The sequence below is a fragment of the Enterobacter sp. CRENT-193 genome (assembly GCF_002787395.1).
Classification (GTDB): Bacteria; Pseudomonadota; Gammaproteobacteria; order Enterobacterales; family Enterobacteriaceae; genus Enterobacter; species Enterobacter hormaechei_C.
In genome coordinates this window covers 2,976,081-3,000,819 of record NZ_CP024812.1, presented here as the reverse complement: position 1 = coordinate 3,000,819, position 24,739 = coordinate 2,976,081, and the positions used below count along the sequence as shown (strand labels likewise).

Annotated in this window: 25 protein-coding genes and 1 other annotated feature; of the genes, 17 read left to right on the top strand and 8 right to left on the bottom strand. The window is 55.5% G+C overall.

What is annotated here, in order from left to right; all coding sequences use genetic code 11:
* Positions 1-93: 93 nt before the first annotated feature.
* A complete protein-coding gene (gene topA / locus CU081_RS14995; RefSeq protein ID WP_003856806.1) occupies positions 94-2,691 on the bottom strand; it encodes a type I DNA topoisomerase in 2,598 nt (865 codons plus the stop codon).
* Positions 2,692-3,089: 398 nt separating this feature from the next.
* Between topA and CU081_RS14990 the strand changes: the two genes are divergently transcribed.
* Positions 3,090-3,341: a YciN family protein gene (locus CU081_RS14990; protein WP_003856804.1), complete on the top strand. Its 252-nt coding sequence runs from the start codon at positions 3,090-3,092 to the stop codon at positions 3,339-3,341.
* 35 nt (positions 3,342-3,376) lie between these two features.
* Here CU081_RS14990 and sohB read toward each other — a convergent pair whose 3' ends face one another.
* On the bottom strand, positions 3,377-4,423 hold the full coding sequence (gene sohB, locus CU081_RS14985) for a protease SohB (RefSeq protein WP_022651351.1): 1,047 nt from the start codon (positions 4,421-4,423) through the stop codon (positions 3,377-3,379).
* A gap of 252 nt (positions 4,424-4,675) precedes the next feature.
* Between sohB and CU081_RS14980 the strand changes: the two genes are divergently transcribed.
* Positions 4,676-5,437, top strand: a complete 762-nt coding sequence (locus CU081_RS14980) for a YciK family oxidoreductase (protein ID WP_022651352.1) — start codon at positions 4,676-4,678, stop codon at positions 5,435-5,437.
* Entirely contained in the window at positions 5,434-6,024 is a 591-nt protein-coding gene (cobO, locus tag CU081_RS14975) for a cob(I)yrinic acid a,c-diamide adenosyltransferase (protein ID WP_003856796.1), read from the top strand. The genes CU081_RS14980 and cobO overlap by 4 nt, the downstream gene beginning before the upstream one ends.
* Positions 6,025-6,060: 36 nt before the next feature.
* Here the strand turns inward: cobO and rluB are convergent, their stop codons facing one another.
* The 3 genes from rluB to rnm all read right to left on the bottom strand — a co-directional run bounded on the left by rluB (position 6,061) and on the right by rnm (position 8,544).
* Positions 6,061-6,936: a 23S rRNA pseudouridine(2605) synthase RluB gene (rluB, locus tag CU081_RS14970; RefSeq protein ID WP_022651353.1), complete on the bottom strand. Its 876-nt coding sequence runs from the start codon at positions 6,934-6,936 to the stop codon at positions 6,061-6,063.
* 97 nt (positions 6,937-7,033) lie between these two features.
* A complete protein-coding gene (locus tag CU081_RS14965; protein ID WP_003856793.1) occupies positions 7,034-7,654 on the bottom strand; it encodes an L-threonylcarbamoyladenylate synthase in 621 nt (206 codons plus the stop codon).
* Entirely contained in the window at positions 7,651-8,544 is an 894-nt protein-coding gene (gene rnm / locus CU081_RS14960; RefSeq protein ID WP_022651354.1) for an RNase RNM, read from the bottom strand. Before rnm ends, CU081_RS14965 begins: the two co-directional genes overlap by 4 nt.
* Positions 8,545-8,671: 127 nt before the next feature.
* Here rnm and trpL point away from each other — a divergent pair, with 127 nt between their 5' ends.
* From trpL to yedF, 8 genes are all read left to right on the top strand, one after another.
* Entirely contained in the window at positions 8,672-8,716 is a 45-nt protein-coding gene (gene trpL, locus CU081_RS26145) for a trp operon leader peptide (protein WP_071524153.1), read from the top strand.
* Positions 8,693-8,787: a sequence feature (Trp leader region), on the top strand. Its footprint overlaps the gene before it by 24 nt.
* A gap of 23 nt (positions 8,788-8,810) precedes the next feature.
* On the top strand, positions 8,811-10,373 hold the full coding sequence (locus CU081_RS14955; RefSeq protein ID WP_022651355.1) for an anthranilate synthase component 1: 1,563 nt from the start codon (positions 8,811-8,813) through the stop codon (positions 10,371-10,373).
* Positions 10,373-11,968, top strand: coding sequence for a bifunctional anthranilate synthase glutamate amidotransferase component TrpG/anthranilate phosphoribosyltransferase TrpD (trpD, locus tag CU081_RS14950; RefSeq protein ID WP_017384223.1), 1,596 nt, complete (start codon positions 10,373-10,375; stop codon positions 11,966-11,968). The genes CU081_RS14955 and trpD overlap by 1 nt, the downstream gene beginning before the upstream one ends.
* A gap of 3 nt (positions 11,969-11,971) precedes the next feature.
* Entirely contained in the window at positions 11,972-13,330 is a 1,359-nt protein-coding gene (gene trpCF / locus CU081_RS14945) for a bifunctional indole-3-glycerol-phosphate synthase TrpC/phosphoribosylanthranilate isomerase TrpF (protein ID WP_003856781.1), read from the top strand.
* 10 nt (positions 13,331-13,340) lie between these two features.
* Positions 13,341-14,534, top strand: a complete 1,194-nt coding sequence (gene trpB, locus CU081_RS14940) for a tryptophan synthase subunit beta (protein ID WP_003856780.1) — start codon at positions 13,341-13,343, stop codon at positions 14,532-14,534.
* Positions 14,534-15,343, top strand: coding sequence for a tryptophan synthase subunit alpha (gene trpA / locus CU081_RS14935; protein ID WP_032609356.1), 810 nt, complete (start codon positions 14,534-14,536; stop codon positions 15,341-15,343). Before trpB ends, trpA begins: the two co-directional genes overlap by 1 nt.
* Positions 15,344-15,517: 174 nt before the next feature.
* Complete coding sequence (gene yedE / locus CU081_RS14930; RefSeq protein WP_022651357.1) at positions 15,518-16,729, top strand: selenium metabolism membrane protein YedE/FdhT; 1,212 nt, start codon at positions 15,518-15,520, stop codon at positions 16,727-16,729.
* On the top strand, positions 16,726-16,959 hold the full coding sequence (gene yedF / locus CU081_RS14925; protein WP_003856774.1) for a sulfurtransferase-like selenium metabolism protein YedF: 234 nt from the start codon (positions 16,726-16,728) through the stop codon (positions 16,957-16,959). Before yedE ends, yedF begins: the two co-directional genes overlap by 4 nt.
* A gap of 286 nt (positions 16,960-17,245) precedes the next feature.
* Here the strand turns inward: yedF and ompW are convergent, their stop codons facing one another.
* Positions 17,246-17,878: an outer membrane protein OmpW gene (gene ompW, locus CU081_RS14920; RefSeq protein ID WP_003856769.1), complete on the bottom strand. Its 633-nt coding sequence runs from the start codon at positions 17,876-17,878 to the stop codon at positions 17,246-17,248.
* A 282-nt stretch (positions 17,879-18,160) separates the two neighbouring features.
* Between ompW and CU081_RS14915 the strand changes: the two genes are divergently transcribed.
* The 5 genes from CU081_RS14915 (at position 18,161) to yciA (ending at position 22,748) form a co-directional block, all read left to right on the top strand.
* Positions 18,161-18,565 carry a YkgJ family cysteine cluster protein gene (locus tag CU081_RS14915; protein WP_003856766.1) on the top strand — a complete coding sequence of 135 codons (405 nt, stop codon included), beginning with the start codon at positions 18,161-18,163 and terminating at the stop codon, positions 18,563-18,565.
* Between the two features lie 25 nt (positions 18,566-18,590).
* Entirely contained in the window at positions 18,591-19,334 is a 744-nt protein-coding gene (locus CU081_RS14910) for a YciC family protein (protein ID WP_003856765.1), read from the top strand.
* A 13-nt stretch (positions 19,335-19,347) separates the two neighbouring features.
* Entirely contained in the window at positions 19,348-19,887 is a 540-nt protein-coding gene (locus tag CU081_RS14905) for a septation protein A (RefSeq protein WP_003856762.1), read from the top strand.
* Between the two features lie 180 nt (positions 19,888-20,067).
* Entirely contained in the window at positions 20,068-22,254 is a 2,187-nt protein-coding gene (locus CU081_RS14900; protein ID WP_022651358.1) for a TonB-dependent siderophore receptor, read from the top strand.
* A gap of 98 nt (positions 22,255-22,352) precedes the next feature.
* Entirely contained in the window at positions 22,353-22,748 is a 396-nt protein-coding gene (yciA, locus tag CU081_RS14895; protein WP_003856759.1) for an acyl-CoA thioester hydrolase YciA, read from the top strand.
* Between the two features lie 38 nt (positions 22,749-22,786).
* Here yciA and tonB read toward each other — a convergent pair whose 3' ends face one another.
* Entirely contained in the window at positions 22,787-23,515 is a 729-nt protein-coding gene (tonB, locus tag CU081_RS14890; RefSeq protein WP_017384230.1) for a TonB system transport protein TonB, read from the bottom strand.
* Between the two features lie 221 nt (positions 23,516-23,736).
* On the opposite strand from tonB, the gene CU081_RS14885 reads away from it, so the two are divergent.
* Positions 23,737-24,033: a YciI family protein gene (locus CU081_RS14885; RefSeq protein ID WP_003856755.1), complete on the top strand. Its 297-nt coding sequence runs from the start codon at positions 23,737-23,739 to the stop codon at positions 24,031-24,033.
* Between the two features lie 33 nt (positions 24,034-24,066).
* Here CU081_RS14885 and leuE read toward each other — a convergent pair whose 3' ends face one another.
* Positions 24,067-24,702: a leucine efflux protein LeuE gene (gene leuE, locus CU081_RS14880; protein WP_022651359.1), complete on the bottom strand. Its 636-nt coding sequence runs from the start codon at positions 24,700-24,702 to the stop codon at positions 24,067-24,069.
* Positions 24,703-24,739 lie beyond the last annotated feature (37 nt).

Sequence of the window (24,739 nt, the reverse complement as noted above, 5' to 3'; positions counted from 1 at the left end):
AGGCTGTATAGTACGGAACAAAAAATAATAACTACGTAATAAAAAAGGGCCGGAAGTCCGGCCCTTTCACAGGTAAATTACGGTAAGGGAAGATTATTTCTTGCCTTCAACCCATTTCCCGTCGACGAAGAAGGCTGACCATCCGGTCGCTTTGCCCTCTTTCTCTGCCGCCACGTACTGCTGCTTCGTTTTACGGCTGAAGCGCACCACGGTTTTGTTGCCTTCCGGATCCTGCTGTGGCGCATCGGCCAGGTAACGCAGTTTTTCCGGCAGACGGTCACGGAAGCGGTACAACTCTTCTACCAGCGGCGCACGGGTTTCGCGCGATTTCGGGAAGGTGTTGGCCGCCAGGAATACCCCGGCAGCGCCGTCACGTAGCACGAAATACGCGTCTGACTTCTCACACGGCAGCTCAGGAAGCGGAACCGGATCTTCCTTCGGCGGCGCAACTTCACCGTTACGCAGGATCTTACGCGTGTTTTTACAGTCGTCGTTGGTGCATGCCATGTACTTACCGAAGCGTCCCATTTTCAGGTGCATTTCGGAACCACATTTCTCACACTCAACGATCGGACCGTCATAGCCCTTAATGCGGAACTCACCTTCTTCGATCTCATAACCATCGCAGGTCGGGTTATTGCCACAAACGTGCAGTTTGCGTTTTGGATCGATCAGGTAGCTGTCCATCGCCGTGCCGCATTTCTTACAGCGGCGTTTGGCGCGCAGTGCGTTAGTCTCCGCATCGTCCCCTTCCAGCACGTTGAGAACTTCGTTCTCCGGCACGAGGTTGATGGTGGTTTTGCAACGCTCTTTCGGTGACAGCGCATAACCAGAGCAACCGAGGAACACGCCCGTGGTCGCGGTACGGATCCCCATTTTACGGCCACAGGTTGGGCAGTCGATGCTCGTCAGTACCATCTGGTTCGGCAGCATGCCGCCCTCTTCAGGATCTTTCTCGGCTTTCTCAAGCTGATTGGTAAAATCGCTGAAGAAGCTGTCGAGAACTTTCTTCCACTCTGCCTTATGGCTGGCAACCTCATCGAGGCTGTCTTCCATCTGCGCGGTGAAGTCATAGTTCATCAACTCGCGGAAGTTCGCTTCCAGACGGTCGGTGACAATCTCCCCCATTTTTTCAGCATAGAAACGACGGTTCTCAACGCGAACGTATCCACGATCCTGAATGGTCGAAATGATTGACGCATAGGTGGACGGGCGACCGATGCCGCGTTTTTCCAGCTCTTTCACCAGCGATGCTTCGCTAAAGCGCGCAGGTGGCTTGGTGAAGTGCTGAGCCGGGACCAGATCAACCAGCGACAGCTCGTCACCTTTGTTGACTGAAGGCAGCGTTCTGTCTTCATCACCTTTACGCAGCGCAGGCATCACTTTTGTCCAGCCGTCGAAGCGCAGAATACGGCCGCGCGCTTTCAGGCGGAAATCACCCGCGCCGACGGTCAGCGTGGTGGAGTCGTATTTCGCTGGCGTCATCTGGCAGGCTACGAACTGGCGCCAAATCAGCTGATACAGCTTCTGGGCGTCCGCTTCCATATCTTTCAGCGATTCTGCCAGAACGGAAACGTCAGAAGGTCGAATCGCTTCGTGCGCTTCCTGAGAATTCTCTTTGCTGGCGTACTGATTAGGACTGTCCGGCAGATATTTCTTACCGAAGTTGTCCTCGATATAGCCGCGCACCATGTTGACAGCGTCCTGGCTCAGGTTGGTGGAGTCAGTACGCATGTAGGTGATGTAACCCGCTTCATACAAACGCTGGGCCATCATCATGGTTTTCTTCACGCCGTAACCCAGACGCGTACTCGCCGCCTGCTGAAGCGTTGACGTGATAAACGGAGCGCCAGGCTTGCTGCTGGTCGGTTTGTCTTCACGATCCAGAACCTGATAACGCGCTTTTTCCAGCAGCGCCACGGCGGCCATGGTCTGATCGCGATTTTCAGGACGGAACGGTTTGTCGTTGTGGTGGCTCACCTGCAACGGCAGCGCATCGCCGCCCGGCGTGGTGACATTCGCATCCACTTCCCAGAACTCTTCCGGGACGAACGCTTTGATCTCGCGTTCACGCTCAACAACAAGACGAACAGCAACAGACTGCACACGCCCCGCAGACAGGCCGCGAGCGACCTTTTTCCACAGCAACGGCGAGACCATGTAGCCAACAACGCGGTCCATAAAGCGACGCGCCTGCTGAGCGTTTACACGGTCGATATTCAGTTCACCCGGCTTTTCAAACGCCTGACGAATCGCATTCTTTGTAATTTCGTTGAACACTACACGGCTGTAGCGTTTGTCATCACCCCCGATCACTTCCCGCAGGTGCCATGCGATGGCCTCCCCTTCGCGGTCAAGGTCGGTTGCGAGATAAATGTGGTCTGCTTTTTCAGCAAGCTGTTTCAGCTCGTTAACGACTTTTTCTTTGCCTGGCAGCACTTCGTAATGTGCATCCCAGTTGTGCCATGGGTTAACACCCATGCGGTTGACAAGCGCGCTACGTTCATCCTTTTTAGGCTTTTTAGCCCCTTTGGTGGAGGTAGAGTCTGCGCTCTTTTTGCTGGCTGAGCCACTGGTCGGCAAGTCGCGAATGTGACCAACGCTGGACTTAACCACGTAGTCATTGCCCAGATATTTATTGATCGTTTTGGCTTTTGCCGGGGACTCAACGATGACGAGAGCTTTACCCATATTCACCTTTACCTAATTTAATTCTTCCAGGAATACGCCGCACGTTGATTTCCCTTCCGCTGACGACGAGCCATTGATATTGCGACGTCGTCAGGGGATATCAACCCCTATGTGTTACCGAACGTCAGAATGGCGACATCCAGGTCATTGAGTTTTCGGGTATTTTTCTCACATCAAAGTTCATTCGTGACGAATTCCCGGTCGAATGTCAAGCAATTCTGTTGCCAGAATGACGAAAGCGCACACTGTACCTGATAAAATTCGTTACGCAACTTTATTAGCATGCAAAAGCAAATCCCGCCAGCCAGCCCCTGTTCCTTATCCCCTCGGATAACAGGGAAAATTTGCCCCCGAAGCGACCCAGGCGTAGACTATTGTCACTGTTTAAGGAGTGGAATATGCAGAATACGACCCAACCCATTGACCGAGCTTCACTGCTTATCGAAGCAAACAAACTCATTCGCGACCATGAAGACACCCTGGCGGGGATTGAAGCGACTGGCGTGGAACAACGTAATGGCGTGCTGGTGTTCAGCGGTGAATACTTCCTTGATGAACAAGGATTACCCACCCCAAAAAGCACCGCCGTATTTAACATGTTTAAATACCTGGCGCATACCCTCTCAGAGAAGTACCACCTGGTCGATTAAAACGAAAACGCGAGGCATCTGCCTCGCGTTTTTCTTTACAGCAGCGGCTTTTGTCCGCGCTGCAACCAGCGTAGCAGCAGGCGATCCGCGCTTTCTGCCGCGCTATTGGTAAAACGGTCGAGCAGGCGCTTACGTCGGGTGAAGCGCACCCCCACCAGCTCACGGCCGTCCATCAGGTTGAGCAGGAGGTCGTCGCTGGTACCCACTTCATCCACCAGCCCTTTCTCCTGCGCCTGCGTGCCGTACCAGTGTTCGCCCGTAGCCACCTGCTCAATGTCCAGCGTTGGGCGCATGCGGTGCACGAAATCTTTGAACAGATGGTGGGTTTCGTTCAGATCTTCCCGGAACTTCTGCCGTCCCTCTTCGGTATTTTCGCCGAGCAGCGTCAGCGTACGTTTGTACTGGCCCGCCGTATGCAGTTCAATGTCGATCTCTTTGTTTTTCAGGAAACGATTGAAGTTAGGGATCTGCGCGACTACCCCAATCGAGCCGATAATGGAGAACGGTGCCGCGACGATTTTATCCGCCACGCACGCCATCATATAGCCGCCACTCGCCGCGACCTTATCTACCGCCACGGTGAGCGGGATCTGTTTATCCCGCAGACGTTGTAACTGCGAAGCCGCCAGTCCATACCCATGCACTACGCCACCCGGGCTTTCAAGGCGTACCACCACCTGATCCTGGGCTGTCGCCACGGCCAGCACCGCCGTCACTTCTTCACGCAGTGAGGAGACTTCATGCGCATCCATGCTACCTTTAAAATCGAGCACATAGACGCGCGGTTTTGCGTCAGCCTGTGGCGTGGCGAGTTTAGCTTTCGCCTTCGCAGCTTTGGCGTCCTGCTTATGTTTTTTCTTCTGGGCTTTTAGCCACAGCTTCTGTTGATGATCGTCAAGCAGCGCCAGAGACATCTCCTCCTGCATCTCTTTATACTGTTCGCTCAGGCGGGTAATGCGTAACTCACCACGCTGACGCTTACGCTGCGTCAGGTTGACAATCAGGACGGCAATCACCGCGACAGCTATAACCACCGTCGCGATTTTGGCCAAAAACAACCCATACTGAGAAAGTAATTCCACGCGTTCCACCTTGATTTAACCACGAATCTTTCACGCCAGTGTACAACAGCCCTGCGCAGGCGTCTCGCTCTGGACATTACCTCTGCGAGGCGGCTTCAGGAATCCCCCGTTTCTGGTTTAAATCTTTGCAAATTGTTAATTTCCCAGCGATCTGTCCTGTAGACTGATTGAATTCTGACGCTGTTTCGGGCATAAAGCCGAAAAGTCATAAATAAAGGTGCAAGTCACGCCCAATGCGCCTGAGGAGCCACCGTGCATTATCAGCCACAAAAAAACCTTCTACAGAACCGCATCATTCTGGTTACCGGTGCCAGCGACGGGATTGGTCGCGAAGCGGCGCTGACCTATTCTGAATACGGTGCGAGCCTTATTCTGCTGGGACGTAATGAAGAAAAGCTCAAGGCCGTCGCCCGTGAAATCGAAAACGCCGGCGGTAACCCCACGCCCTGGTATACGCTCGATCTGCTGACCTGTACGCCAGCGTCATGTCAGGCCCTTGCCCAGCGTATCAGCACACATTATCCGCGTCTGGATGGCGTACTGCACAACGCGGGGTTACTGGGCGAAGTGCGCCCGATGGATGAACAGGATCCGGAGATTTGGCAGCAGGTGATGCAGGTTAACGTCAACGGGACGTTTTTCCTGACCCAGGCCTTGCTTCCTTTATTACTCAACTCCGATTCCGGCTCGCTGGTCTTTACCTCCTCCAGCGTGGGGCGTCAGGGGCGTGCGAACTGGGGGGCTTACGCCGTCTCAAAATTTGCCACCGAAGGAATGATGCAGGTGCTGGCCGAAGAGTACCAAAGCCGCCACCTGCGGGTTAACTGTATTAACCCGGGCGGTACGCGCACCAAAATGCGTGCCAGCGCCTTCCCGACAGAAGATCCGCAAAAGCTTAAAACCCCGGCCGATATTATGTCTCTTTACCTGTGGCTGATGGGTGACGACAGCCGTCGTAAAACCGGAATGACATTCGATGCCCAGCCAGGCCGCAAACCGGGGATATCGCAATGAGTGAAGATCGGCATCAGCAGCGCCAGCAGCGTCTGAAAGAACAGGTTGATGCACGCGTGGCGGCCGCTCAGGACGAGCGCGGGATCCTCATTGTGTTTACCGGCAACGGTAAAGGCAAAACCACCGCCGCATTTGGTACCGCCACCCGCGCAGTCGGGCACGGGCAGAAAGTGGGCGTGATCCAGTTTATCAAGGGTGAATGGCCCAACGGCGAGCGTAATCTGCTCGAGCCGCATGGCGTTGAGTTTCAGGTGATGGCGACCGGTTTTACCTGGGATACCCAGAACCGGGAAACCGATACCGCAGCCTGCCTCGCCGTCTGGGAGCATGCTAAAAGGATGCTCTCTGACCCGTCGTTGAACATGGTGTTGCTGGATGAGATCACCTATATGGTCGCCTACGACTATCTGTCGCTGGAGGCCGTGCTGGCTGCCCTGAAAAACCGCCCAGCGCATCAGACGGTTATTGTCACGGGGCGCGGGTGTCATCGGGATATTCTGGAGCTGGCCGATACCGTCAGCGAGCTGCGTCCGGTTAAGCATGCGTTCGATGCGGGAATCAAAGCGCAAATTGGGATTGATTACTGAAGAAAAAAAGCCCGGTGTATTCACCGGGCTTTTCAATTAACCGTTGTTATTACGGCTGCCAGAGCGGCGATTGCTGCTGACCTGGCTGTGACGCTTCACCGCACGGCGGATCTGATTCGCCTTCATGCGACGACGATCTTTCTCTACCGCCACTTTCGACGTGGTTTCTGGCGTCAGGCCAACCAGATCGCGCAGGTAGTTGGTTTGCGGCAGATCCAGCTCGGTATAGCCGCCACGCGGCAGGCCTTTCGGCAGCAGAATGTCGCCATAGCGGACGCGAATCAAGCGACTTACCTGGACACCGACCGCTTCCCACAGACGACGCACCTCGCGGTTACGTCCCTCTGTCAGGGTAACGTTGTACCACTGGTTAATGCCTTCACCACCGGTAAACTTGATGGTTTTGAACGCCGCTGGGCCGTCCTCCAGTTGAACGCCACGCGACAGGTCGCGCAGTTTGTTCTCATCAACCTGGCCGAAAACACGAACGGCGTATTCACGTTCCACTTCACGACTCGGGTGCATCAGACGGTTTGCCAGTTCACCATCGGTGGTGAACAGCAGCAGGCCGCAGGTGTTCACGTCCAGACGTCCTACGGCAATCCAGCGGGCGCCACGCAGTTTTGGCAGACGGTCAAACACCGTCGGGCGACCTTCCGGATCGTTGCGGGTACACAGTTCGCCTTCCGGCTTGTAGTAAGCCAGCACGCGGCAGATCTGTTCAGCAGACTCTTTCACGGAGATAAGATGGCCGTCAATGCGGATCTTCAGCCCCGGTACGATTTCAACGCGGTCACCGAGCGTGGCGATTTTACCGTCCACACTCACGCGGCCTGCTTCAATAATGGCTTCGATTTCACGGCGCGAACCGTGGCCGGCACGCGCCAGCACTTTCTGTAACTTCTCGCTCATTGAGCTTCCTCAGGTGTCGCCTTCACAGGCGTCGAATCAGGTCAAAAACAGGGCGGCGCCCTGCTTTGATGGCCGCGTAGTATATCTGCTTACACCCTTACAAGAAAGGCTTAACATCGCCCACGCCTTCACGAATGACTTCTGGCGCGTCTTCGGTGAGATCCACCACGGTGGTCGGCTGCTGGCCAAGATAGCCGCCATGGATAATCAGCTCCACCACCTTCTCCAGACGATCTTTGATCTCTTCCGGGTCGGACTCGGTAAACTCACTGCCCGGCAGCATCAGCGATGTGGAGAGCATCGGCTCGCCGAGGGTTTCCAGCAGCGCCTGGGCAATCGGGTTCGACGGCACGCGCATGCCGATGGTTTTACGTTTTTCCTGCAACAGACGACGCGGCACCTCTTTTGTCCCTTTCAGAATGAAGGTGTAGTTACCGGGCGTGTTGTTCTTAATCAGGCGAAAGGCCACGTTATCAACATAAGCGTAGGTCGACAGTTCAGAGAGATCGCGACACATCAGGGTGAAGTTGTGGCCGTCCGGCAGCTGGCGGATGCGACAGATGCGCTCCATCGCCCCTTTGTCCTCAATTTTACAGCCCAGCGCGTAGCCAGAATCGGTTGGGTAGACAATAACGCCGCCTTTGCGGACGATCTCCACGGCCTGATTAATCAGACGTGGCTGGGGGTTATCCGGATGGATATAGAAAAACTGACTCATACTTCCCTCTCTTCAATTTGCTGTGGCTGTTCCCAGAGCTGCCAGACAGGCTCAACGCCCGCGGGTAACCAGAGCTTGCGCCCCAGTTCAATCCACGCGCAGGGCTGATGGAAATCTGAACCCTGTGAGCCAAGCAGGCCAAACTGACGGGCGTAGGTCGCGAGCTGCGAACGTTCATTGGGTGCCTGCTGACACTGGGCAACTTCCATCGCCTCACCGCCGCATTCGGCAAAGTGTGCCAGCAGTCTTTTCAGCCATTTAGCTGAAAGATTATACCGCCCCGGATGGGCCAGCACGGCCTTACCGCCAGAATGATGAATCACATCAATAGCTTGTTTTATTGTACACCACTGTGGGGGAACGTATCCGGTTTTCCCGCGCGCCAGATACTTTTTAAAGACATTCGCCATGGTCGTCGCCTTACCAGCGTCCACCAGAAAACGGGCGAAATGGCCGCGCGTCACCGCCCCACCGTTCGCCAGCTTTCGCGCGCCTTCCAGCGCACCGGGAATATGCGCTTTTTCCAGACGTTCGCCAATCATCTCCGCGCGTTGATTGCGGCGTGTTTTTTGTTCTTGCAAAAAAGCACGCATGGCCGGATGTTCTATATCGATGTTCAGGCCAACGATATGAATTTCGTGGTTTTCCCAGACCGTCGAGATCTCAACCCCGGCCACCAGATCCAGCGCCAGTCCGCTGCGGACAATCTCGGCGCGCGCGGCGGGAATGCCGTCAGTGGTATCGTGATCGGTTATTGCCAGCGTGCCGACACGCATTTCAACGGCGCGATGGACCAGGGCTTCGGGTGTCAGCAGGCCATCTGAAGCCTGCGTATGGCTGTGTAAATCATAAATTACGGCGTAGGTGGTATCGCTCAAAGCACTTCCCATAACAGGTTGGAGACATCCGAAGCCCCTATGATACCGACTAACCGTGAAATACTGAAATCAGGGGTTGACAACACGCCATCGAACTAGTTAACTAGTACGCAAGTTCACACGAGAAAGGTATCTGAAAATGACAGCACATTTCGCTCTGCACGGTTGGTGGCGTACTTCCTGATCTTCGGGCAGTGTCACGCGTCTGCGATAAGCAAACAGATACCCAGCCCGCTACCCAGCGGGCTTTTTTTTGAACAGAATATGAGAACAACAACATGCAAACAGCCAAACCCCACCTCGAACTGCTGACCTGCGAGGCGGCCTATCGCCATAACCCTACCGCGCTGTTTCATCAGGTGTGCGGTGCACGTCCTGCGACGCTGCTGCTGGAATCTGCTGATATCGACAGCAAGGACGATCTCAAAAGCCTGCTGCTGGTTGACAGCGCGCTGCGCATTACCGCAGCGGGTGATACTGTCACTATTAAGGCGTTATCTGAGAATGGCGCGTCGCTGCTGCCGCTGCTGGATGCGGCTCTGCCTTCAGGTATTGAAAATGAGCGTCATCCGGACCTGAGAATTCTGCATTTCCCACCGGTAAGCCAGCTGCTGGATGAGGATGCCCGCCTCTGCTCGCTCTCCGTTTTTGACGCCTTCCGTCTGCTGCAAAATTTGGTGGCCGTACCGGAAGATGAGCGCGAAGCAATGTTCTTTGGCGGGCTGTTTGCTTACGACCTGGTTGCTGGCTTTGAAGATTTACCCCAAACCGAGCAGGGTAACCGCTGCCCGGACTACTGCTTCTACCTGGCCGAAACCCTGCTGGTGATCGACCATCAGAAAAAATACACCCGCATCCAGGCCAGCCTGTTCACGCCGTCTGCGTCTGAGAAAAATCGCCTCGCGCAGCGCATCGCCCAACTGCAACAGCAGATGTCGGAAGCACCGCCCGCACTCCCGGTGCAGCGTGTTGAAAAGATGACCTGCGAGGTGAGTCAGACCGACGATCAGTACGGCGCGGTGGTGCGTCAGATGCAAAAAGCGATTCGTGCCGGGGAGATATTCCAGGTGGTGCCGTCCCGTCGCTTCTCACTACCCTGCCCGTCGCCGCTGGCGGCTTACGATGTGCTTAAAAAGAGCAACCCAAGCCCTTACATGTTCTTTATGCAGGACAATGATTTCACCCTGTTTGGCGCGTCGCCGGAAAGCTCCCTCAAGTACGACGCCACCAGCCGCCAGATTGAGATCTACCCGATAGCGGGAACCCGCCCACGCGGCCGTCGTGCCGATGGCTCCCTGGACCGCGATCTCGACAGCCGCATTGAACTGGAAATGCGTACCGACCATAAAGAGCTCTCCGAACACCTGATGCTGGTTGACCTGGCGCGTAACGATCTGGCACGCATTTGCACGCCTGGCAGCCGCTACGTGGCGGACCTGACCAAAGTCGACCGCTACTCCTTCGTCATGCACCTGGTCTCCCGCGTGGTGGGTGAGCTGCGCCACGACCTCGACGTCCTGCACGCTTACCGCGCCTGCATGAACATGGGTACGTTGAGCGGCGCGCCGAAAGTCCGCGCCATGCAGCTGATTGCCGAAGCTGAAGGCCGCCGTCGCGGCAGCTACGGTGGTGCCGTGGGCTATTTCACCGCTCACGGTGACCTTGATACCTGCATCGTGATCCGCTCCGCCTACGTTGAGGACGGCATTGCCACCGTCCAGGCCGGGGCCGGAATTGTGCTGGATTCTGTTCCGCAGTCGGAAGCCGACGAAACCCGCAGTAAAGCGCGCGCGGTACTGCGCGCCATTGCTACCGCACACCATGCACAGGAGATTTTCTGATGGCTGACATTCTGCTGCTCGATAATATCGACTCCTTTACCTACAACCTGGCAGATCAGCTGCGTGCGAATGGTCACAACGTTGTTATCTATCGCAACCACGTTCCGGCCCAGACGCTGATTGACCGCCTGGCGACCATGCAAAACCCGGTGCTGATGCTCTCCCCGGGCCCAGGCGCACCGAGCGAAGCAGGCTGTATGCCTGAGCTGTTGACCCGTATGCGCGGCAAGCTGCCGATTATCGGCATCTGCCTTGGCCATCAGGCGATTGTCGAAGCCTACGGCGGTTACGTGGGTCAGGCGGGGGAGATCCTGCATGGTAAAGCGTCAAGTATTGAACATGACGGTCAGGCGATGTTTGCCGGTCTGCCGAACCCGCTTCCGGTAGCGCGTTACCACTCGCTGGTTGGCAGCAACATTCCGGCCGGGCTGACCATTAACGCCTCGTTTGAAGGGATGGTGATGGCGGTGCGTCATGATGCGGATCGCGTCTGCGGGATGCAGTTCCACCCGGAATCTATCCTGACGTCCAACGGCGCGCGCCTGCTGGAGCAAACGCTCGACTGGGCGCTGCAAAAGCTGGAGCAGACCAACACCCTGCAACCGATTCTGGAAAAACTCTATCAGGCCCAGACCCTGAGCCAGCAGGAGAGCCACCAGCTGTTCTCCGCCGTCGTGCGCGGCGAGCTGAAGCCTGAGCAGCTGGCCGCTGCGCTGGTGAGCATGAAAGTGCGCGGCGAAAGCCCGCAGGAGATCGCCGGCGCGGCAACCGCGCTGCTGGAAAATGCCGCCCCGTTCCCGCGCCCGGACTACCCGTTTGCCGATATTGTCGGGACCGGTGGCGACGGCAGTAACAGTATCAATATTTCCACCGCCAGCGCCTTTGTGGCCGCGGCATGCGGTCTGAAAGTGGCGAAACACGGCAACCGCAGCGTGTCCAGCCGTTCAGGATCGTCCGACCTGCTGGCAGCTTTCGGTATCAACCTGGACATGAACGCCGAGCGTTCCCGTGAAGCGCTGGATGACCTGGGCGTCTGTTTCCTGTTTGCGCCGAAGTATCACACCGGTTTCCGCCACGCGATGCCGGTTCGCCAGCAGCTTAAAACCCGCACGCTGTTTAACGTGCTCGGTCCACTCATTAACCCGGCGCACCCGCCGCTGGCGCTGATTGGCGTTTACAGCCCGGAGCTGGTCCTGCCGATTGCGGAGACGCTGCGCGTCCTCGGTTACCAACGCGCCGCCGTGGTACACAGCGGCGGGATGGATGAAGTTTCCCTGCATGCGCCCACGCTGGTGGCGGAACTGAATAACGGCGAAGTGCTGAACTATCAGCTTGAGGCCGCTGACTTCGGGTTGACCCCGTACCATCAGGACGCCCTGGCGGGCGGCACGCCGGAAGAAAACCGTGACATTCTCACGCGCTTATTACAAGGTAAAGGTGAGGCCGCCCATGAGGCCGCCGTGGCGGCCAACGTAGCCATGCTGATGCGTTTACATGGCGAGGAAGATCTGAAAGCCAACGCCCAAAAAGTTCTGGACGTACTGCGCTCCGGTGCAGCTTACGATCGCGTTACCGCACTTGCGGCAAGAGGGTAAATAATGCAGACCGTTTTAGCGAAAATCGTCGCCGATAAGGCCATCTGGGTGGAAGCCCGCAAGCAACAGCAGCCGCTCGCCAGTTTTCAGAATGACGTCGTTCCGAGCAGCCGTCGTTTTTATGATGCGCTCCAGGGCGCGCGTACCGCGTTTATTCTGGAGTGTAAAAAAGCGTCTCCGTCCAAAGGCGTGATCCGTGACGATTTCGACCCGGCGCGTATTGCCGGTATCTACAAGCATCATGCGTCTGCCATTTCTGTGCTGACGGATGAGAAATATTTTCAGGGCAGCTTCGATTTTCTGCCCGTAGTCAGCGGCATCGCGCCGCAGCCGATTCTGTGCAAAGACTTTATTATCGACCCGTATCAGATCTGGCTGGCGCGCTTTTACCAGGCCGATGCCTGCCTGCTGATGCTCTCCGTGCTGGATGACGAGCAGTATCGCCAGCTCTCCGCCGTCGCGCACAGCCTGAATATGGGCGTGCTGACCGAAGTGAGCAACGAAGAGGAGCTGGAGCGCGCCATCGCGCTGGAAGCAAAAGTGGTCGGCATTAACAACCGCGACCTGCGCGACCTGTCGATTGACCTCAACCGTACGCGCCAGCTTGCGCCGCGTCTGGGCGCGGGCGTCACGGTGATCAGCGAATCCGGGATAAACAGCTACGCTCAGGTGCGCGAACTCAGCCACTTTGCCAACGGTTTCCTGATCGGCTCCGCGATGATGGAACACGACGATCTTAATGCGGCCGTGCGCCGCGTGCTGTTGGGTGAGAACAAAGTCTGCGGCCTGACCCGTGAACAGGATGCGCAGGCCGCATATGAAGCGGGCGCAATCTATGGTGGTCTGATCTTTGTTGAGTCCTCTCCTCGCGCCGTTAATGAGGAACAGGCGCGCAAGGTGATGGCGGCTGCGCCACTGAACTACGTGGGCGTGTTCCGCGATGCGGATATTAACGACGTTGCGGCTAAAGCGGACGCGTTATCCCTGAGCGCGGTTCAGCTGCATGGCGATGAAGATCAGGCGTACATCGATGCTCTGCGACATGCTCTGGCGCCTCAGGTTCAGATCTGGAAAGCGCAAAGCGTTGGCGCCACCCTGCCCGCGCGTAACCTGAAGCATGTTGATAAATACGTGCTCGACAACGGCCAGGGCGGCACGGGGCAGCGTTTCGACTGGTCACTGCTGCGTGGCGAAGTGCTGGACAATGTCCTGCTGGCGGGGGGATTAAGCCCCGATAACTGTGTGGAAGCGGCCAAAACCGGCTGCGCCGGCCTCGATTTCAATTCAGGCGTAGAGTCCCAACCGGGCATAAAAGACGCCAGCAAGCTGGCATCGGTATTTAAAACTCTGCGTGCATATTAAGGAAGAGAAGATGACGACATTACTTAACCCGTATTTTGGTGAGTTCGGTGGGATGTATGTCCCACAAATCCTGATGCCCGCGCTGCGCCAGCTGGAAGAAGCGTTCGTGAGCGCACAGAAAGATCCGGCGTTTCAGGCGGAGTTTACTGACCTGCTGAAAAACTACGCCGGTCGTCCGACGGCGCTGACAAAGTGCCGCAACCTGACCGAAGGCACTAAAACTACGCTGTATCTTAAGCGTGAAGATTTGCTGCACGGTGGCGCGCATAAAACTAACCAGGTGCTGGGCCAGGCGCTGCTCGCGAAGCGGATGGGTAAAACCGAAATCATCGCCGAAACCGGCGCGGGGCAGCACGGTGTGGCCTCAGCGCTCGCCAGCGCCCTGCTCGGCCTGAAATGCCGCATTTACATGGGGGCGAAGGACGTTGAGCGCCAGTCGCCGAACGTGTTCCGTATGCGTCTGATGGGGGCGGAAGTGATCCCGGTGCACAGCGGCTCTGCCACGCTGAAAGATGCCTGTAATGAAGCGCTGCGCGACTGGTCTGGCAGCTACGAAACCGCCCACTACATGCTCGGTACCGCCGCGGGCCCGCACCCGTTCCCGACCATCGTGCGTGAATTCCAGCGCATGATCGGCGAAGAGACTAAAGCGCAGATCCTCGAAAAAGAGGGTCGCCTGCCGGATGCGGTGATCGCCTGCGTTGGCGGCGGATCTAACGCCATCGGCATGTTTGCCGATTTTATCGACGAAACCAGCGTTGGGCTGATTGGCGTTGAGCCTGCCGGCCACGGCATTGAAACGGGCGAGCATGGTGCGCCGCTGAAGCATGGCCGCGTGGGGATCTACTTCGGCATGAAGGCCCCGATGATGCAGACCGATGAAGGGCAGATTGAGGAGTCTTACTCGATCTCTGCCGGGCTGGATTTCCCGTCCGTAGGGCCGCAGCACGCGTTCCTGAACAGCACCGGCCGCGCGGATTATGTCTCCATCACCGATGACGAAGCGCTGGAGGCCTTCAAAACGCTGTGCCGCAATGAAGGGATCATCCCGGCGCTGGAGTCTTCCCACGCGCTGGCGCACGCGCTGAAAATGATGAAGGAAAACCCGGAAAAAGAGCAGCTGCTGGTGGTAAACCTTTCCGGTCGCGGTGACAAAGATATCTTCACCGTTCACGATATTCTGAAAGCACGAGGGGAAATATGATGGAACGCTACGACAACGCATTTGCACAACTGAAAGCCCGCCAGGAAGGCGCGTTCGTTCCCTTCGTGACGCTGGGCGACCCCGGCCCGGAGCAGTCGCTGAAGATTATCGACACCCTGATTGATGCCGGTGCCGACGCGCTGGAGCTCGGTATTCCGTTCTCCGATCCGCTGGCGGATGGCCCGACCATTCAGAACGCAACGCTACGCGCGTTTGCCGCGGGCGTGACGCCGAGCCAGTGCTTTGAAATGCTGGCGGCGATCCGTCAGAAGCACCCGACCATTCCGATCGGCCTGCTGATGTACGCCAACCTGGTGTTCAGCCGCGGCATTGATGCGTTTTACGCAGAGTGCGCCCGCGTGGGCGTTGACTCCGTGCTGGTGGCTGACGTGCCCGTTGAAGAGTCTGCGCCATTCCGTCAGGCGGCAATGCGCCACAACGTCGCGCCGATTTTCATCTGTCCACCGAATGCCGATGACGATCTGTTGCGCCAGATTGCCTCTTACGGACGAGGTTACACCTACCTGCTCTCCCGTGCGGGCGTCACCGGTGCGGAAAACAAAGCCGCGCTGCCGCTGCATCATCTGGTGGAGAAGCTTGCAGAATACCATGCTGCACCGCCGCTTCAGGGCTTTGGCATTTCCTCACCGGATCAGGTTACTGCGGCGATTGACGCGAAAGCCGCCGGGGCCATTTCGGGTTCGGCTATCGTGAAAATTATCGAGAAGAACGTGGATAAGCCACAGCAGATGCTGGCTGAATTACACGCATTCGTCACATCCATGAAAGCGGCCACGCGCAAGGCGTAACCGTTAACACCGTCTGGCCCCGGCGTCAGGCGGTTTTCCCTCCTCTCTTCCTGAAAGAAGCAGGTCAAAATTGATCCTGTCGATATTTTCGGTGTGAATGACTTTCCAAACTTTCGCGTAAGCGTATGATCTGGGCTCTTTTTAGCGTTACCCTTCTGAGTTCAGAGGTTATTCATGTCATGGTATTCCTTCAAACAGACTTACCTGGTTAAGTTCTGGTCACCTGTTCCGGCCGTTATCGCGGCAGGCATTCTCTCTACCTATTATTTCGGTATTACCGGCACCTTCTGGGCTGTTACGGGCGAGTTTACCCGCTGGGGTGGGCAGCTATTACAGCTGGCAGGCGTCCATGCCGAAGAGTGGGGCTACTTCAAACTGATCCATCTTGAGGGCACACCGCTGACCCGCATCGACGGAATGATGATCATTGGCATGTTCGGCGGCTGTTTTGCGGCCGCGCTGTGGGCCAACAACGTTAAGTTGCGCATGCCGAAAAGCCGCATCCGCATTATGCAGGCCGTGGTCGGCGGCATCATTGCCGGGTTTGGCGCTCGTCTGGCGATGGGCTGTAATCTGGCCGCGTTCTTTACCGGCATTCCGCAGTTCTCGCTGCATGCCTGGTTCTTTGCCGTCGCCACCGCCATCGGCTCCTACTTCGGTGCTAAATTCACCCTGCTGCCGCTGTTCCGCATTCCGGTGAAAATGACGAAAGTTAGCGCTGCCTCTCCGTTAACGCAAAAACCCGATCAGGCGCGTCGTCGTTTCCGCCTCGGTATGCTGGTCTTTTTTGCTATGGTTGCCTGGGCGATTTGCACGGCAATGAATCAGCCCAAACTCGGTCTGGCCATGCTGTTCGGCGTCGGCTTTGGTCTGCTGATTGAACGCGCGCAGATCTGCTTTACCTCCGCGTTTCGCGATATGTGGATCACCGGACGCACCATGATGGCGAAGGCGATCATTGCCGGCATGGCCGTGAGCGCAATTGGCATCTTCAGCTATGTTCAGCTCGGCGTGGAGCCAAAAATTATGTGGGCGGGCCCAAATGCCGTGATTGGCGGGCTGCTGTTTGGCTTTGGCATCGTGCTGGCGGGCGGGTGTGAAACCGGCTGGATGTATCGCGCTGTGGAAGGCCAGGTGCATTACTGGTGGGTGGGTCTGGGTAACGTGATTGGCTCTACCCTTCTGGCCTGCTACTGGGATGACGTCTCTCCGGTGCTGGCAACAAACTGGGACAAGGTCAACCTGCTGAAAACCTTCGGTCCACTCGGGGGGCTCCTGGTGACCTATGCCCTGCTGCTCATCGCCTTCTTACTGGTTGTTGCACAAGAGAAGCGCTTCTTCCGACGCGCCACCGCCAAAACTGAAACTCAGGAGAATGCCGCATGAAAGAGATCGTGCCTGATTATCGTCTCGATATGGTGGGTGAACCTTGCCCTTACCCGGCCGTCGCCACGCTTGAAGCGCTACCGCAGCTAAAGAAAGGTGAAATTCTGGAAGTGGTGAGCGATTGCCCCCAGTCGATCAATAACATTCCGCTTGATGCCAAAAATCACGGCTATACCGTGCTGGATATCCAGCAGGACGGACCAACCATTCGTTATTTAATTCAGAAGTGATTTCACGATCGAAAAAGGCCTCTCAGAGGCCTTTTCTAGTTTACTGGCTTTGGCCACCGTCGTCGTCTGAGCTTCGGCAGGCATGAATGAATGGTGAGACGTGTTCCGCAAACGGAACAGATAGCACCGTGAGGTAGGCTATGTGCTGGGCTGAACGTCGTGAACTGAAACTGTTTACCTGCACAAACCGGACACTCAAATTTGATGTTGGGGATATCCCCTCCAGACAGGTGTGTGGAACAACCACCATACAGCAATCACCGGCTGACAGGGGATATATCTTCTGTCAGAAACGATAGCCTGCTGAGAACATAAATACCCACGGATCCAGACGGGTATTGATACTTTGCTGCTGCCCGCCAGCTTTAAAGCGCACGTCCGTATCAATGTCCATATACCAGACAGAGGCGTTGATCAGCCAGTCACGATTAATCAGATAATCCAGACCAACCTGTCCCGCCATGCCCCACGAGTCTTTCAGGCTGAGATCGGAGAGCCCGGCCTCTTTACCGGTATCGTTAAATTTCTCATCAAAGAAGGTGGTGTAGTTAACGCCTGCACCAATATAAGGGCGCACTTTGCTGCTGGAATCTCCGAAGTACCACTGCGCCATCAGCGTTGGTGGCAAATGGTGCACCGTGGCAATGTCCCCGGTCGGTCCTAAACCGACGCGGTGACGGAATGGCGTGGCGGCTAAAAGCTCGACGCCAATGTTATCCGTTGCCATATACGTAAACGTCAGGCCTAACTGGGTGTTATTGCTGACGTTAAACCCGCCCATACCCAGCACATTGTCGGACCCTTCCGTTGGACGTACCGTTGCCGAACCGGCACGAATAAAGAATTCACCTGCTTCATGCGCGTAAGCGCCGCCAGAGAGACTGCTTAAGATAAGGGCTGCCACCGCTAATTTTTTCATATCCGCTCCATCGTTGTGGTTTTAATTGCGGAGGAGAATATACTCACAAATGAGTAATAAGTGATCTAACACAGATCACATTAAAACCAGTAAGTTAACATTCATTGATCTAGGTTAATTTTTGGTGACACCTCATAAAGCAATAAGTTGTTACCGCGTCAATTTTTGGCATTTCATGGTTACAAAATTTTCTGTTTTCCCTCTCTTGCGCTTCCTGTAGCGGCTGGATAATTTATCGCTCTCACAATGTGATTTGATGCGTTCTACTTTTGCAGGTGTGCCATGAGTGATCATAACCCGTGCATGACGTGCGGAGCCTGTTGTGCGTATTTTCGAGTCTCTTTCTACTGGGCTGAAGCCAGCGATGGCGGCGGCACCGTTCCGGTTGATCTCACCGAACCCTTAACCCCTTTTCTGCGCTGTATGCGCGGCACCAACCAAAAACAGAGCCGCTGTGTGGCACTGGAAGGTGAACCTGGGGTATCCACCCGCTGCTCCATTTACGCGGATCGCCCCAGCCCGTGTCGCACTTTCGCGATGTCGGGAGAGGATGGGCAGGTCAATGAGGCATGCAATCGCGCCCGCGCCCGCTATGGATTACCGCCGCTTTACAAAGATATGCTTTTCCATACAAGCCTTGATGCTGCCACCAGCGTGTTATCCGGTGTACAATTGCCGGCTAATTAACACCTGCAATACTCAAGGAGAGTGCATGTCTATCACGGCGAAGTCTGTCTACCGTGACACGGGAAATTTTTTCCGCAATCAGTTCATTACCTTTTTACTGATCGCGTTGTTGTGCGCCTTTATTACGGTGGTGCTGGGTCATGCGTTCTCACCCAGTGATGAACAGATTGCCACGCTGAGCCAGGGGGATCATCTTGCAGGCAGCGCAGGGTTGTTTGACCTTGTGCAGAATATGACGCCTGAGCAACAGCAAATCTTGCTGCGCGCATCTGCGGCATCTACCTTCTCGGGTCTGATTGGCAACGCCATTCTGGCGGGTGGCGTGTTGCTGATGATCCAACTGGTATCTGCTGGCCAACGCGTCAGCGCGTTACGTGCAATCGGGGCCAGTGCTCCGGTGCTGCCAAAGCTGTTTATCCTCATCTTCCTGACCACGCTGCTGGTCCAGATGGGGATCATGTTGGTGGTCGTTCCGGGCGTGCTGCTGGCTATCGTGCTTTCATTCGCGCCAGTAATGGTTGTGCAGGACAAACTGGGCATTTTCACCGCCATGCGCAGCAGCATCAGGCTCGCATGGGCCAATATGCGACTGGTCGCCCCGGCCGTTATCAGCTGGCTGCTGGCCAAGACTCTGCTGTTGCTGTTTGCGCCGAATTTTGCGGTGTTAACGCCAAACGTCGGAGCGGTTGTCGCCAATACGCTGAGCAATCTGATTTCAGCCGTGCTGCTGGTCTATTTGTTCCGCCTGTACATGTTAATTCGTCAGTAACTGGGATCGCAGAATGAAGCAGTTTCTTGATTTTTTACCGCTGATCGTATTTTTCGCTTTTTATAAGCTGTACGACATTTATGCCGGCACGCTGGCGCTGATTGTGGCAACGGCTGTGGTGCTGATTTACAGCTGGGTTCGCTATCGCAAAGTTGAAAAGATGGCGCTCATCACCTTCCTGATGGTGGCGGTGTTTGGTGGCCTGACGTTGTTCTTCCACAATGATGAATTTATCAAATGGAAGGTCACGGTGATTTACGGCCTGTTTGCGGGCGCACTCCTCATCAGCCAGTGGGTGATGAAGAAGCCGCTGATCCAGCGCATGCTGGGGAAAGAACTGACCCTGCCGCAGGCTGTGTGGGGGCGTCTGAATATCGCCTGGGCGCTATTTTTTATTCTGTGTGGTCTGGCGAATATCTATATCGCATTCTGGCTCCCGCAGAATATCTGGGTCAACTTCAAGGTGTTTGGCCTGACGGCGCTGACTCTTATCTTCACCCTGCTCAGCGGCGTTTATATTTATCGCCACATGCCGCAGGATGACAAGCACTGATCCTTCTGGCCAGATCGCCACGCGGTCTGGCCTCTTTTCCCGCCTTCTCTTTTCTCTACATCCTTCCTGCGAAAATGTCTGAATCATGAAGATTTTATGGAGATTGCTGTCACTTTATTGTAATGAGAATGACTATCATTAATATTCGTCATCGCATTTTTAACAAATGGAAATGAGTTGATGAATAACATAATAAGATTTGCCCCGGCTACACTTACGCTCGCCATTTTTTCAACGCTATACCAGAGCGCGCACGCAGCGGAAGATCCTCTCGCCGATGGTGAAACAATGGTTGTTCAGGCCACCGCTGAAGAGGCGCTGAAGCAACAGCCGGGGGTTTCCATCATCACGGCAAAGGACATAGAAAAGGATCCACCGGTTAACGATCTTTCAGAAATTATTCGCAAAATGCCCGGGGTTAACCTCACCGGAAACAGCGCGACAGGCAGCCGCGGCAACAACCGCCAGATCGATATCCGCGGTATGGGGCCGGAGAACACGCTGATTCTGATTGACGGTGTGCCGGTGACGTCACGTAACTCGGTGCGCTACAGCTGGCGCGGGGAGCGCGACACCCGCGGGGATACTAACTGGGTTCCGCCAGAGATGGTTGAGCGCATTGAAGTGCTCCGGGGACCTGCTGCCGCCCGCTATGGTTCGGGGGCGGCCGGCGGCGTCGTCAACATCATTACCAAACGCCCGACCAACGACTGGCACGGCTCGCTCTCCCTGTACACTAACCAGCCTGAAAATGATAAAGAGGGGGCGACGAAACGCGCTAATTTTGATCTGAGCGGCCCTCTTGCGGGCGATGCGTTAACGATGCGCCTGTACGGGAATATCAATAAAACTGACGCAGATGCTCAGGACATCAACACCGCGCAAAATGGCTCTTACGCCGCCGGACGTGAAGGCGTGCGCAACAAGGACATCAATGCCCTGCTCTCCTGGAAACTCACGCCACAGCAGATTATCGATTTCGACTACAGCTACAGCCGCCAGGGCAATATCTACGCGGGTGATACTCAATACAGCAACAGCAACGTCAGCCCTGACGGTCTGGTGTCGTCCCTGTATGGACACGAAACCAACCGAATGTACCGCCAGTCTTATGGCATTACGCACAACGGCATCTGGGACTGGGGTCAGTCAAAGTTCGGTGTCTATTATGAAAAGACCAACAACACCCGCCTGGAAGAAGGCTCTACGGGCAAAGTTGAGGGGATGATCAATAGCGATAAATACGATACCAGCCGGCTGGAGTCATACCGTTCAACGGGTGAGCTGAACATTCCTTTCTTCTGGCTGGTCGAACAGACGCTAACCGTGGGTGCAGAATGGAACCGTGATGAACTGAACGATCCGGCCTCAATGCAGGCGACAAATGTGTCGGGAGAAGTGATTAACGGCGTTCCCGGTACGGCTTCTGAGCGCAACAGCAAAAACAGCGCTGACCTCACCGGCATCTATCTTGAGGACAATATTGAAGCGCGTCAGGGCACCAACCTGATCCCAGGGCTCCGCTTTGATTATCACAATCAGTTCGGCAGCAACTGGAGCCCTAGCCTGAACGTCTCCCAGGATTTGGGTGACATGTTCAAGGTTAAAGCGGGTATCGCTCGGGTATTTAAAGCGCCAAATCTGTATCAATCCAGCGAAGGCTATCTGCTTTCCACCCGCGGTAATGGCTGCCCGAACAACGTTTCCGAAGGAAGCTGTTACCTGTTAGGTAACCCGGATCTGGATCCTGAAATCAGCGTGAACAAAGAGATTGGCCTGGCCTTTGCGCTGGAAGGCTACGAGGCGGGCATAACCTGGTTCCGCAACGATTACAAAAACAAGATCGTTTCAGGAACGGACGTGCTGGGCCAGACAAGCAGCGGCGCAAATATCCTGCAATGGGAGAACGGCGGTAAGGCCGTTGTTGAAGGGCTGGAAGGCAACCTCACCGTCCCTGTTATTCGCGACACGCTAACCTGGCGTACTAATGCGACGTATATGATTCAGTCTGAAAGTAAAGACACCGGTAATCCGTTGTCGATTATCCCCAAATATACCGTCAACACCATGCTGGACTGGGAGGTTAACAGCAAGCTTTCAGCCAACGTAAGCTGGACGATGTACGGCCGCCAGAAGCCCAGAGAAAACGCTGAAATCCGCAAAGAGGAAAATGCGATGTCCAACAGAGAGATCGGCGCGTATTCCATCGTGGGTATCGGCAGTAACTATCAGCTGACCAAAAACCTGCGCCTGAATGCCGGCATCAGCAACCTCTTTGACAAGCAGATTTACCGTGAAAATGACGGTGCATCGACCTATAACGAACCAGGCCGTGCGTATTACGCAGGCGTGACCCTGTCCTTCTGACCCTAAGGCGCCTGCTCTGCGGGCGCTAACCCTATTCTCTCCAGCCAGAAATCATAGTAGCATCCCGCCTGAAGTCTTCAGTTACGAGTTTAAAAACAATGACAACAAATGACGCCCCACAGGGCGAACTGGTTTTACGCACACTGGCAATGCCTGCGGATACGAATGCCAATGGCGATATTTTTGGCGGCTGGTTGATGTCGCAGATGGATATGGGCGGTGCAATCCTGGCAAAAGAGATTGCACACGGGCGCGTGGTAACCGTCCGGGTCGATGGCATGACCTTCCTGCGTCCTGTCGCGGTGGGGGACGTGGTGTGCTGTTATGCACGCTGCGTAAAACGCGGCAATACGTCTGTCTCCATCAACATTGAAGTCTGGGTGAAAAAAGTCTCTTCTGAACCGATTGGTCAGCGCTATAAGGCGACGGAGGCATTGTTCATCTATGTGGCGGTGGATAGCGACGGTAAGCCCCGCCAGCTTCCACGGAGCTGATCCTCAGGTAAAAAAAAGCCTCCTTGCGGAGGCTTCTTTTATTCCATCTGTGCCCCGCCGTTCAGGCGGAAGACAATGTTCACAATCAACCCATTGCCGGGTTTACCGGCTTCATAGCGCCACCTGCGCATGGCCGATTTAACTTCACGTTCAAACATATTCGCCGGCTGTGCGGACAGGATTTCCACGTTATCGACACGTCCATCGGCCGTAACGTCGAATTTCACCCGTACACGCCCTTCAATACGTAACGCCTGAGCACGTGCCGGGTACTGCGGCTGGTTACGGCTCAGCGCGCGCGGGCCTGCTGGCGCCGTTACCGTCGGTTTTGTCGCGGTCGTGGTGTTATTCATCAGCGGACGTGACGGGGCGGCATTTTCAACCGGCTGCGTGGCGCGTGGCTCAACCGGACGCACTTCGCGTTTCGGACGTTCTTCAACCTTTTTGACCGGCTTGGGTTTTGGCTTCGGCTTAGGTTTCGGCTCCGGCTTATGGATCACCACCGGCGCTTCTTTCGGCGGTTCAGGAACCGGCTCGGGCTCTGGCTCCGGCTCGGGTTCAACAACGGGCTGTGGCGGCGGCGGCGCAACCTGCGGCGGCTCAAGATCCGCAGGCGATACCATGGTCACAGAAATTGGCTGCGCTGGCGCCGGCATTTCAATAACCTGATGAACCGAGGTATAGAGCAGACCCGCCACGACAGCACCGTGAATAACGACGGAAAGCAGCGTCGGCCATGGAAAGCGGCGAGGTAAATCAAGGGTCATCGAAGTCATAATCATCAACGTTAAAAAACCGAACCTTGATTTTAAATGCAAATAGCAATCATATTCAATAAGACACTTTGTCCTGGCGCAATTTAAGCGTACATGAGGGCAAAAAAGGGGCATCCAGATCAGGGTTTTAACATTGTTATTATCTTTACATTGCAGTCATTTGTGCTTTCACATAACGTAATTGTCACTTTTACCGGTTAAGGAGCTTTGCCGTGCTTTACGTGATTTACGCTGAAGATGTACCTGATTCTCTGGAAAAACGTCTTTCCGTTCGCCCTGCCCATCTGGCGCGTTTACAGTTGCTACAGGATGAAGGTCGGTTGCTGACCGCAGGCCCGATGCCTGCCGTTGACAGCAACGATCCGGGCGCGGCGGGTTTTACCGGCTCCACGGTGATTGCCGAGTTTGAATCTCTTGAAGCCGCGCAGGCCTGGGCAGAAGCAGACCCGTACGTCGCAGCCGGCGTGTACGAGAAAGTCACGGTTCGTCCGTATAAAAAAGTATTCTGAAACGAAAGGCTCCCTCAGGAGCCTTTTCTTCATTCAGTGCAGCGACGCCAGCCTCGCCGCAAATCCGACAAACAGCAGACCTATCAGCCCGTTCCCCAGCTTCGCCAGTTTCTTTTTGGTTTTGAGGTAACGCGTGACAAACGCGCCTGAGAAAATCAGGAAGCTCATGTACATGAAGCTGATCAGCTCAAGCGTTGTGGCGAGGATCAGGAACGACGTGCCGGTATTCTTCGCATTGACATCAATGAACTGTACGAAGAACGACACGTAAAAGAGAATCGCTTTCGGGTTCGTCAGGCTCAGCACCAGCGAACGCTTAAGGATTGCGCTTGCCGGTTCGGCGCTACTTTCGTGCGCATTTTTTTGACGCATCATAACGGACCAGAGCATTTTCCCGCCCAGCCACAGCAGATAAAACGCGCCCAGATAGCGGACAATATTAAATAATACCGGAGTGGTCTGGATCAACGCGGCGACGCCCGCCCAGGCCAAAAACATCAGCACGGCATCACCAATAAACACACCGGTGGCTGCCAGATAGCCTTTCTTAACGCCGTGGCCAATCCCTGTTTTCAGCACAAACAAGGTGTTCGGTCCTGGAACCAGCACGATAAAAAATGCGCCGACAACATAGGTCCAGAAATTCAGTACACCAAACTCCGCAAACACGTCTCACTCCTTTCGCTCAAAAACAGCGGGGATACCG

Excerpts from the sequence above, each read along its gene's own strand:
- topA (WP_003856806.1), bottom strand. The coding sequence starts at position 2,691 with ATGGGTAAAGCTCTCGTCATCGTTGAGTCCCCGGCAAAAGCCAAAACG.
- CU081_RS14990 (WP_003856804.1), top strand. The coding sequence starts at position 3,090 with ATGCAGAATACGACCCAACCCATTGACCGAGCTTCACTGCTTATCGAA.
- cobO (WP_003856796.1), top strand. The coding sequence starts at position 5,434 with ATGAGTGAAGATCGGCATCAGCAGCGCCAGCAGCGTCTGAAAGAACAG.
- rluB (WP_022651353.1), bottom strand. The coding sequence starts at position 6,936 with ATGAGCGAGAAGTTACAGAAAGTGCTGGCGCGTGCCGGCCACGGTTCG.
- CU081_RS14965 (WP_003856793.1), bottom strand. The coding sequence starts at position 7,654 with ATGAGTCAGTTTTTCTATATCCATCCGGATAACCCCCAGCCACGTCTG.
- rnm (WP_022651354.1), bottom strand. The coding sequence starts at position 8,544 with ATGGGAAGTGCTTTGAGCGATACCACCTACGCCGTAATTTATGATTTA.
- CU081_RS14955 (WP_022651355.1), top strand. The coding sequence starts at position 8,811 with ATGCAAACAGCCAAACCCCACCTCGAACTGCTGACCTGCGAGGCGGCC.
- trpD (WP_017384223.1), top strand. The coding sequence starts at position 10,373 with ATGGCTGACATTCTGCTGCTCGATAATATCGACTCCTTTACCTACAAC.
- trpCF (WP_003856781.1), top strand. The coding sequence starts at position 11,972 with ATGCAGACCGTTTTAGCGAAAATCGTCGCCGATAAGGCCATCTGGGTG.
- trpB (WP_003856780.1), top strand. The coding sequence starts at position 13,341 with ATGACGACATTACTTAACCCGTATTTTGGTGAGTTCGGTGGGATGTAT.
- trpA (WP_032609356.1), top strand. The coding sequence starts at position 14,534 with ATGGAACGCTACGACAACGCATTTGCACAACTGAAAGCCCGCCAGGAA.
- yedE (WP_022651357.1), top strand. The coding sequence starts at position 15,518 with ATGTCATGGTATTCCTTCAAACAGACTTACCTGGTTAAGTTCTGGTCA.
- yedF (WP_003856774.1), top strand. The coding sequence starts at position 16,726 with ATGAAAGAGATCGTGCCTGATTATCGTCTCGATATGGTGGGTGAACCT.
- ompW (WP_003856769.1), bottom strand. The coding sequence starts at position 17,878 with ATGAAAAAATTAGCGGTGGCAGCCCTTATCTTAAGCAGTCTCTCTGGC.
- CU081_RS14915 (WP_003856766.1), top strand. The coding sequence starts at position 18,161 with ATGAGTGATCATAACCCGTGCATGACGTGCGGAGCCTGTTGTGCGTAT.
- CU081_RS14910 (WP_003856765.1), top strand. The coding sequence starts at position 18,591 with ATGTCTATCACGGCGAAGTCTGTCTACCGTGACACGGGAAATTTTTTC.
- CU081_RS14905 (WP_003856762.1), top strand. The coding sequence starts at position 19,348 with ATGAAGCAGTTTCTTGATTTTTTACCGCTGATCGTATTTTTCGCTTTT.
- CU081_RS14900 (WP_022651358.1), top strand. The coding sequence starts at position 20,068 with ATGAATAACATAATAAGATTTGCCCCGGCTACACTTACGCTCGCCATT.
- yciA (WP_003856759.1), top strand. The coding sequence starts at position 22,353 with ATGACAACAAATGACGCCCCACAGGGCGAACTGGTTTTACGCACACTG.
- tonB (WP_017384230.1), bottom strand. The coding sequence starts at position 23,515 with ATGACCCTTGATTTACCTCGCCGCTTTCCATGGCCGACGCTGCTTTCC.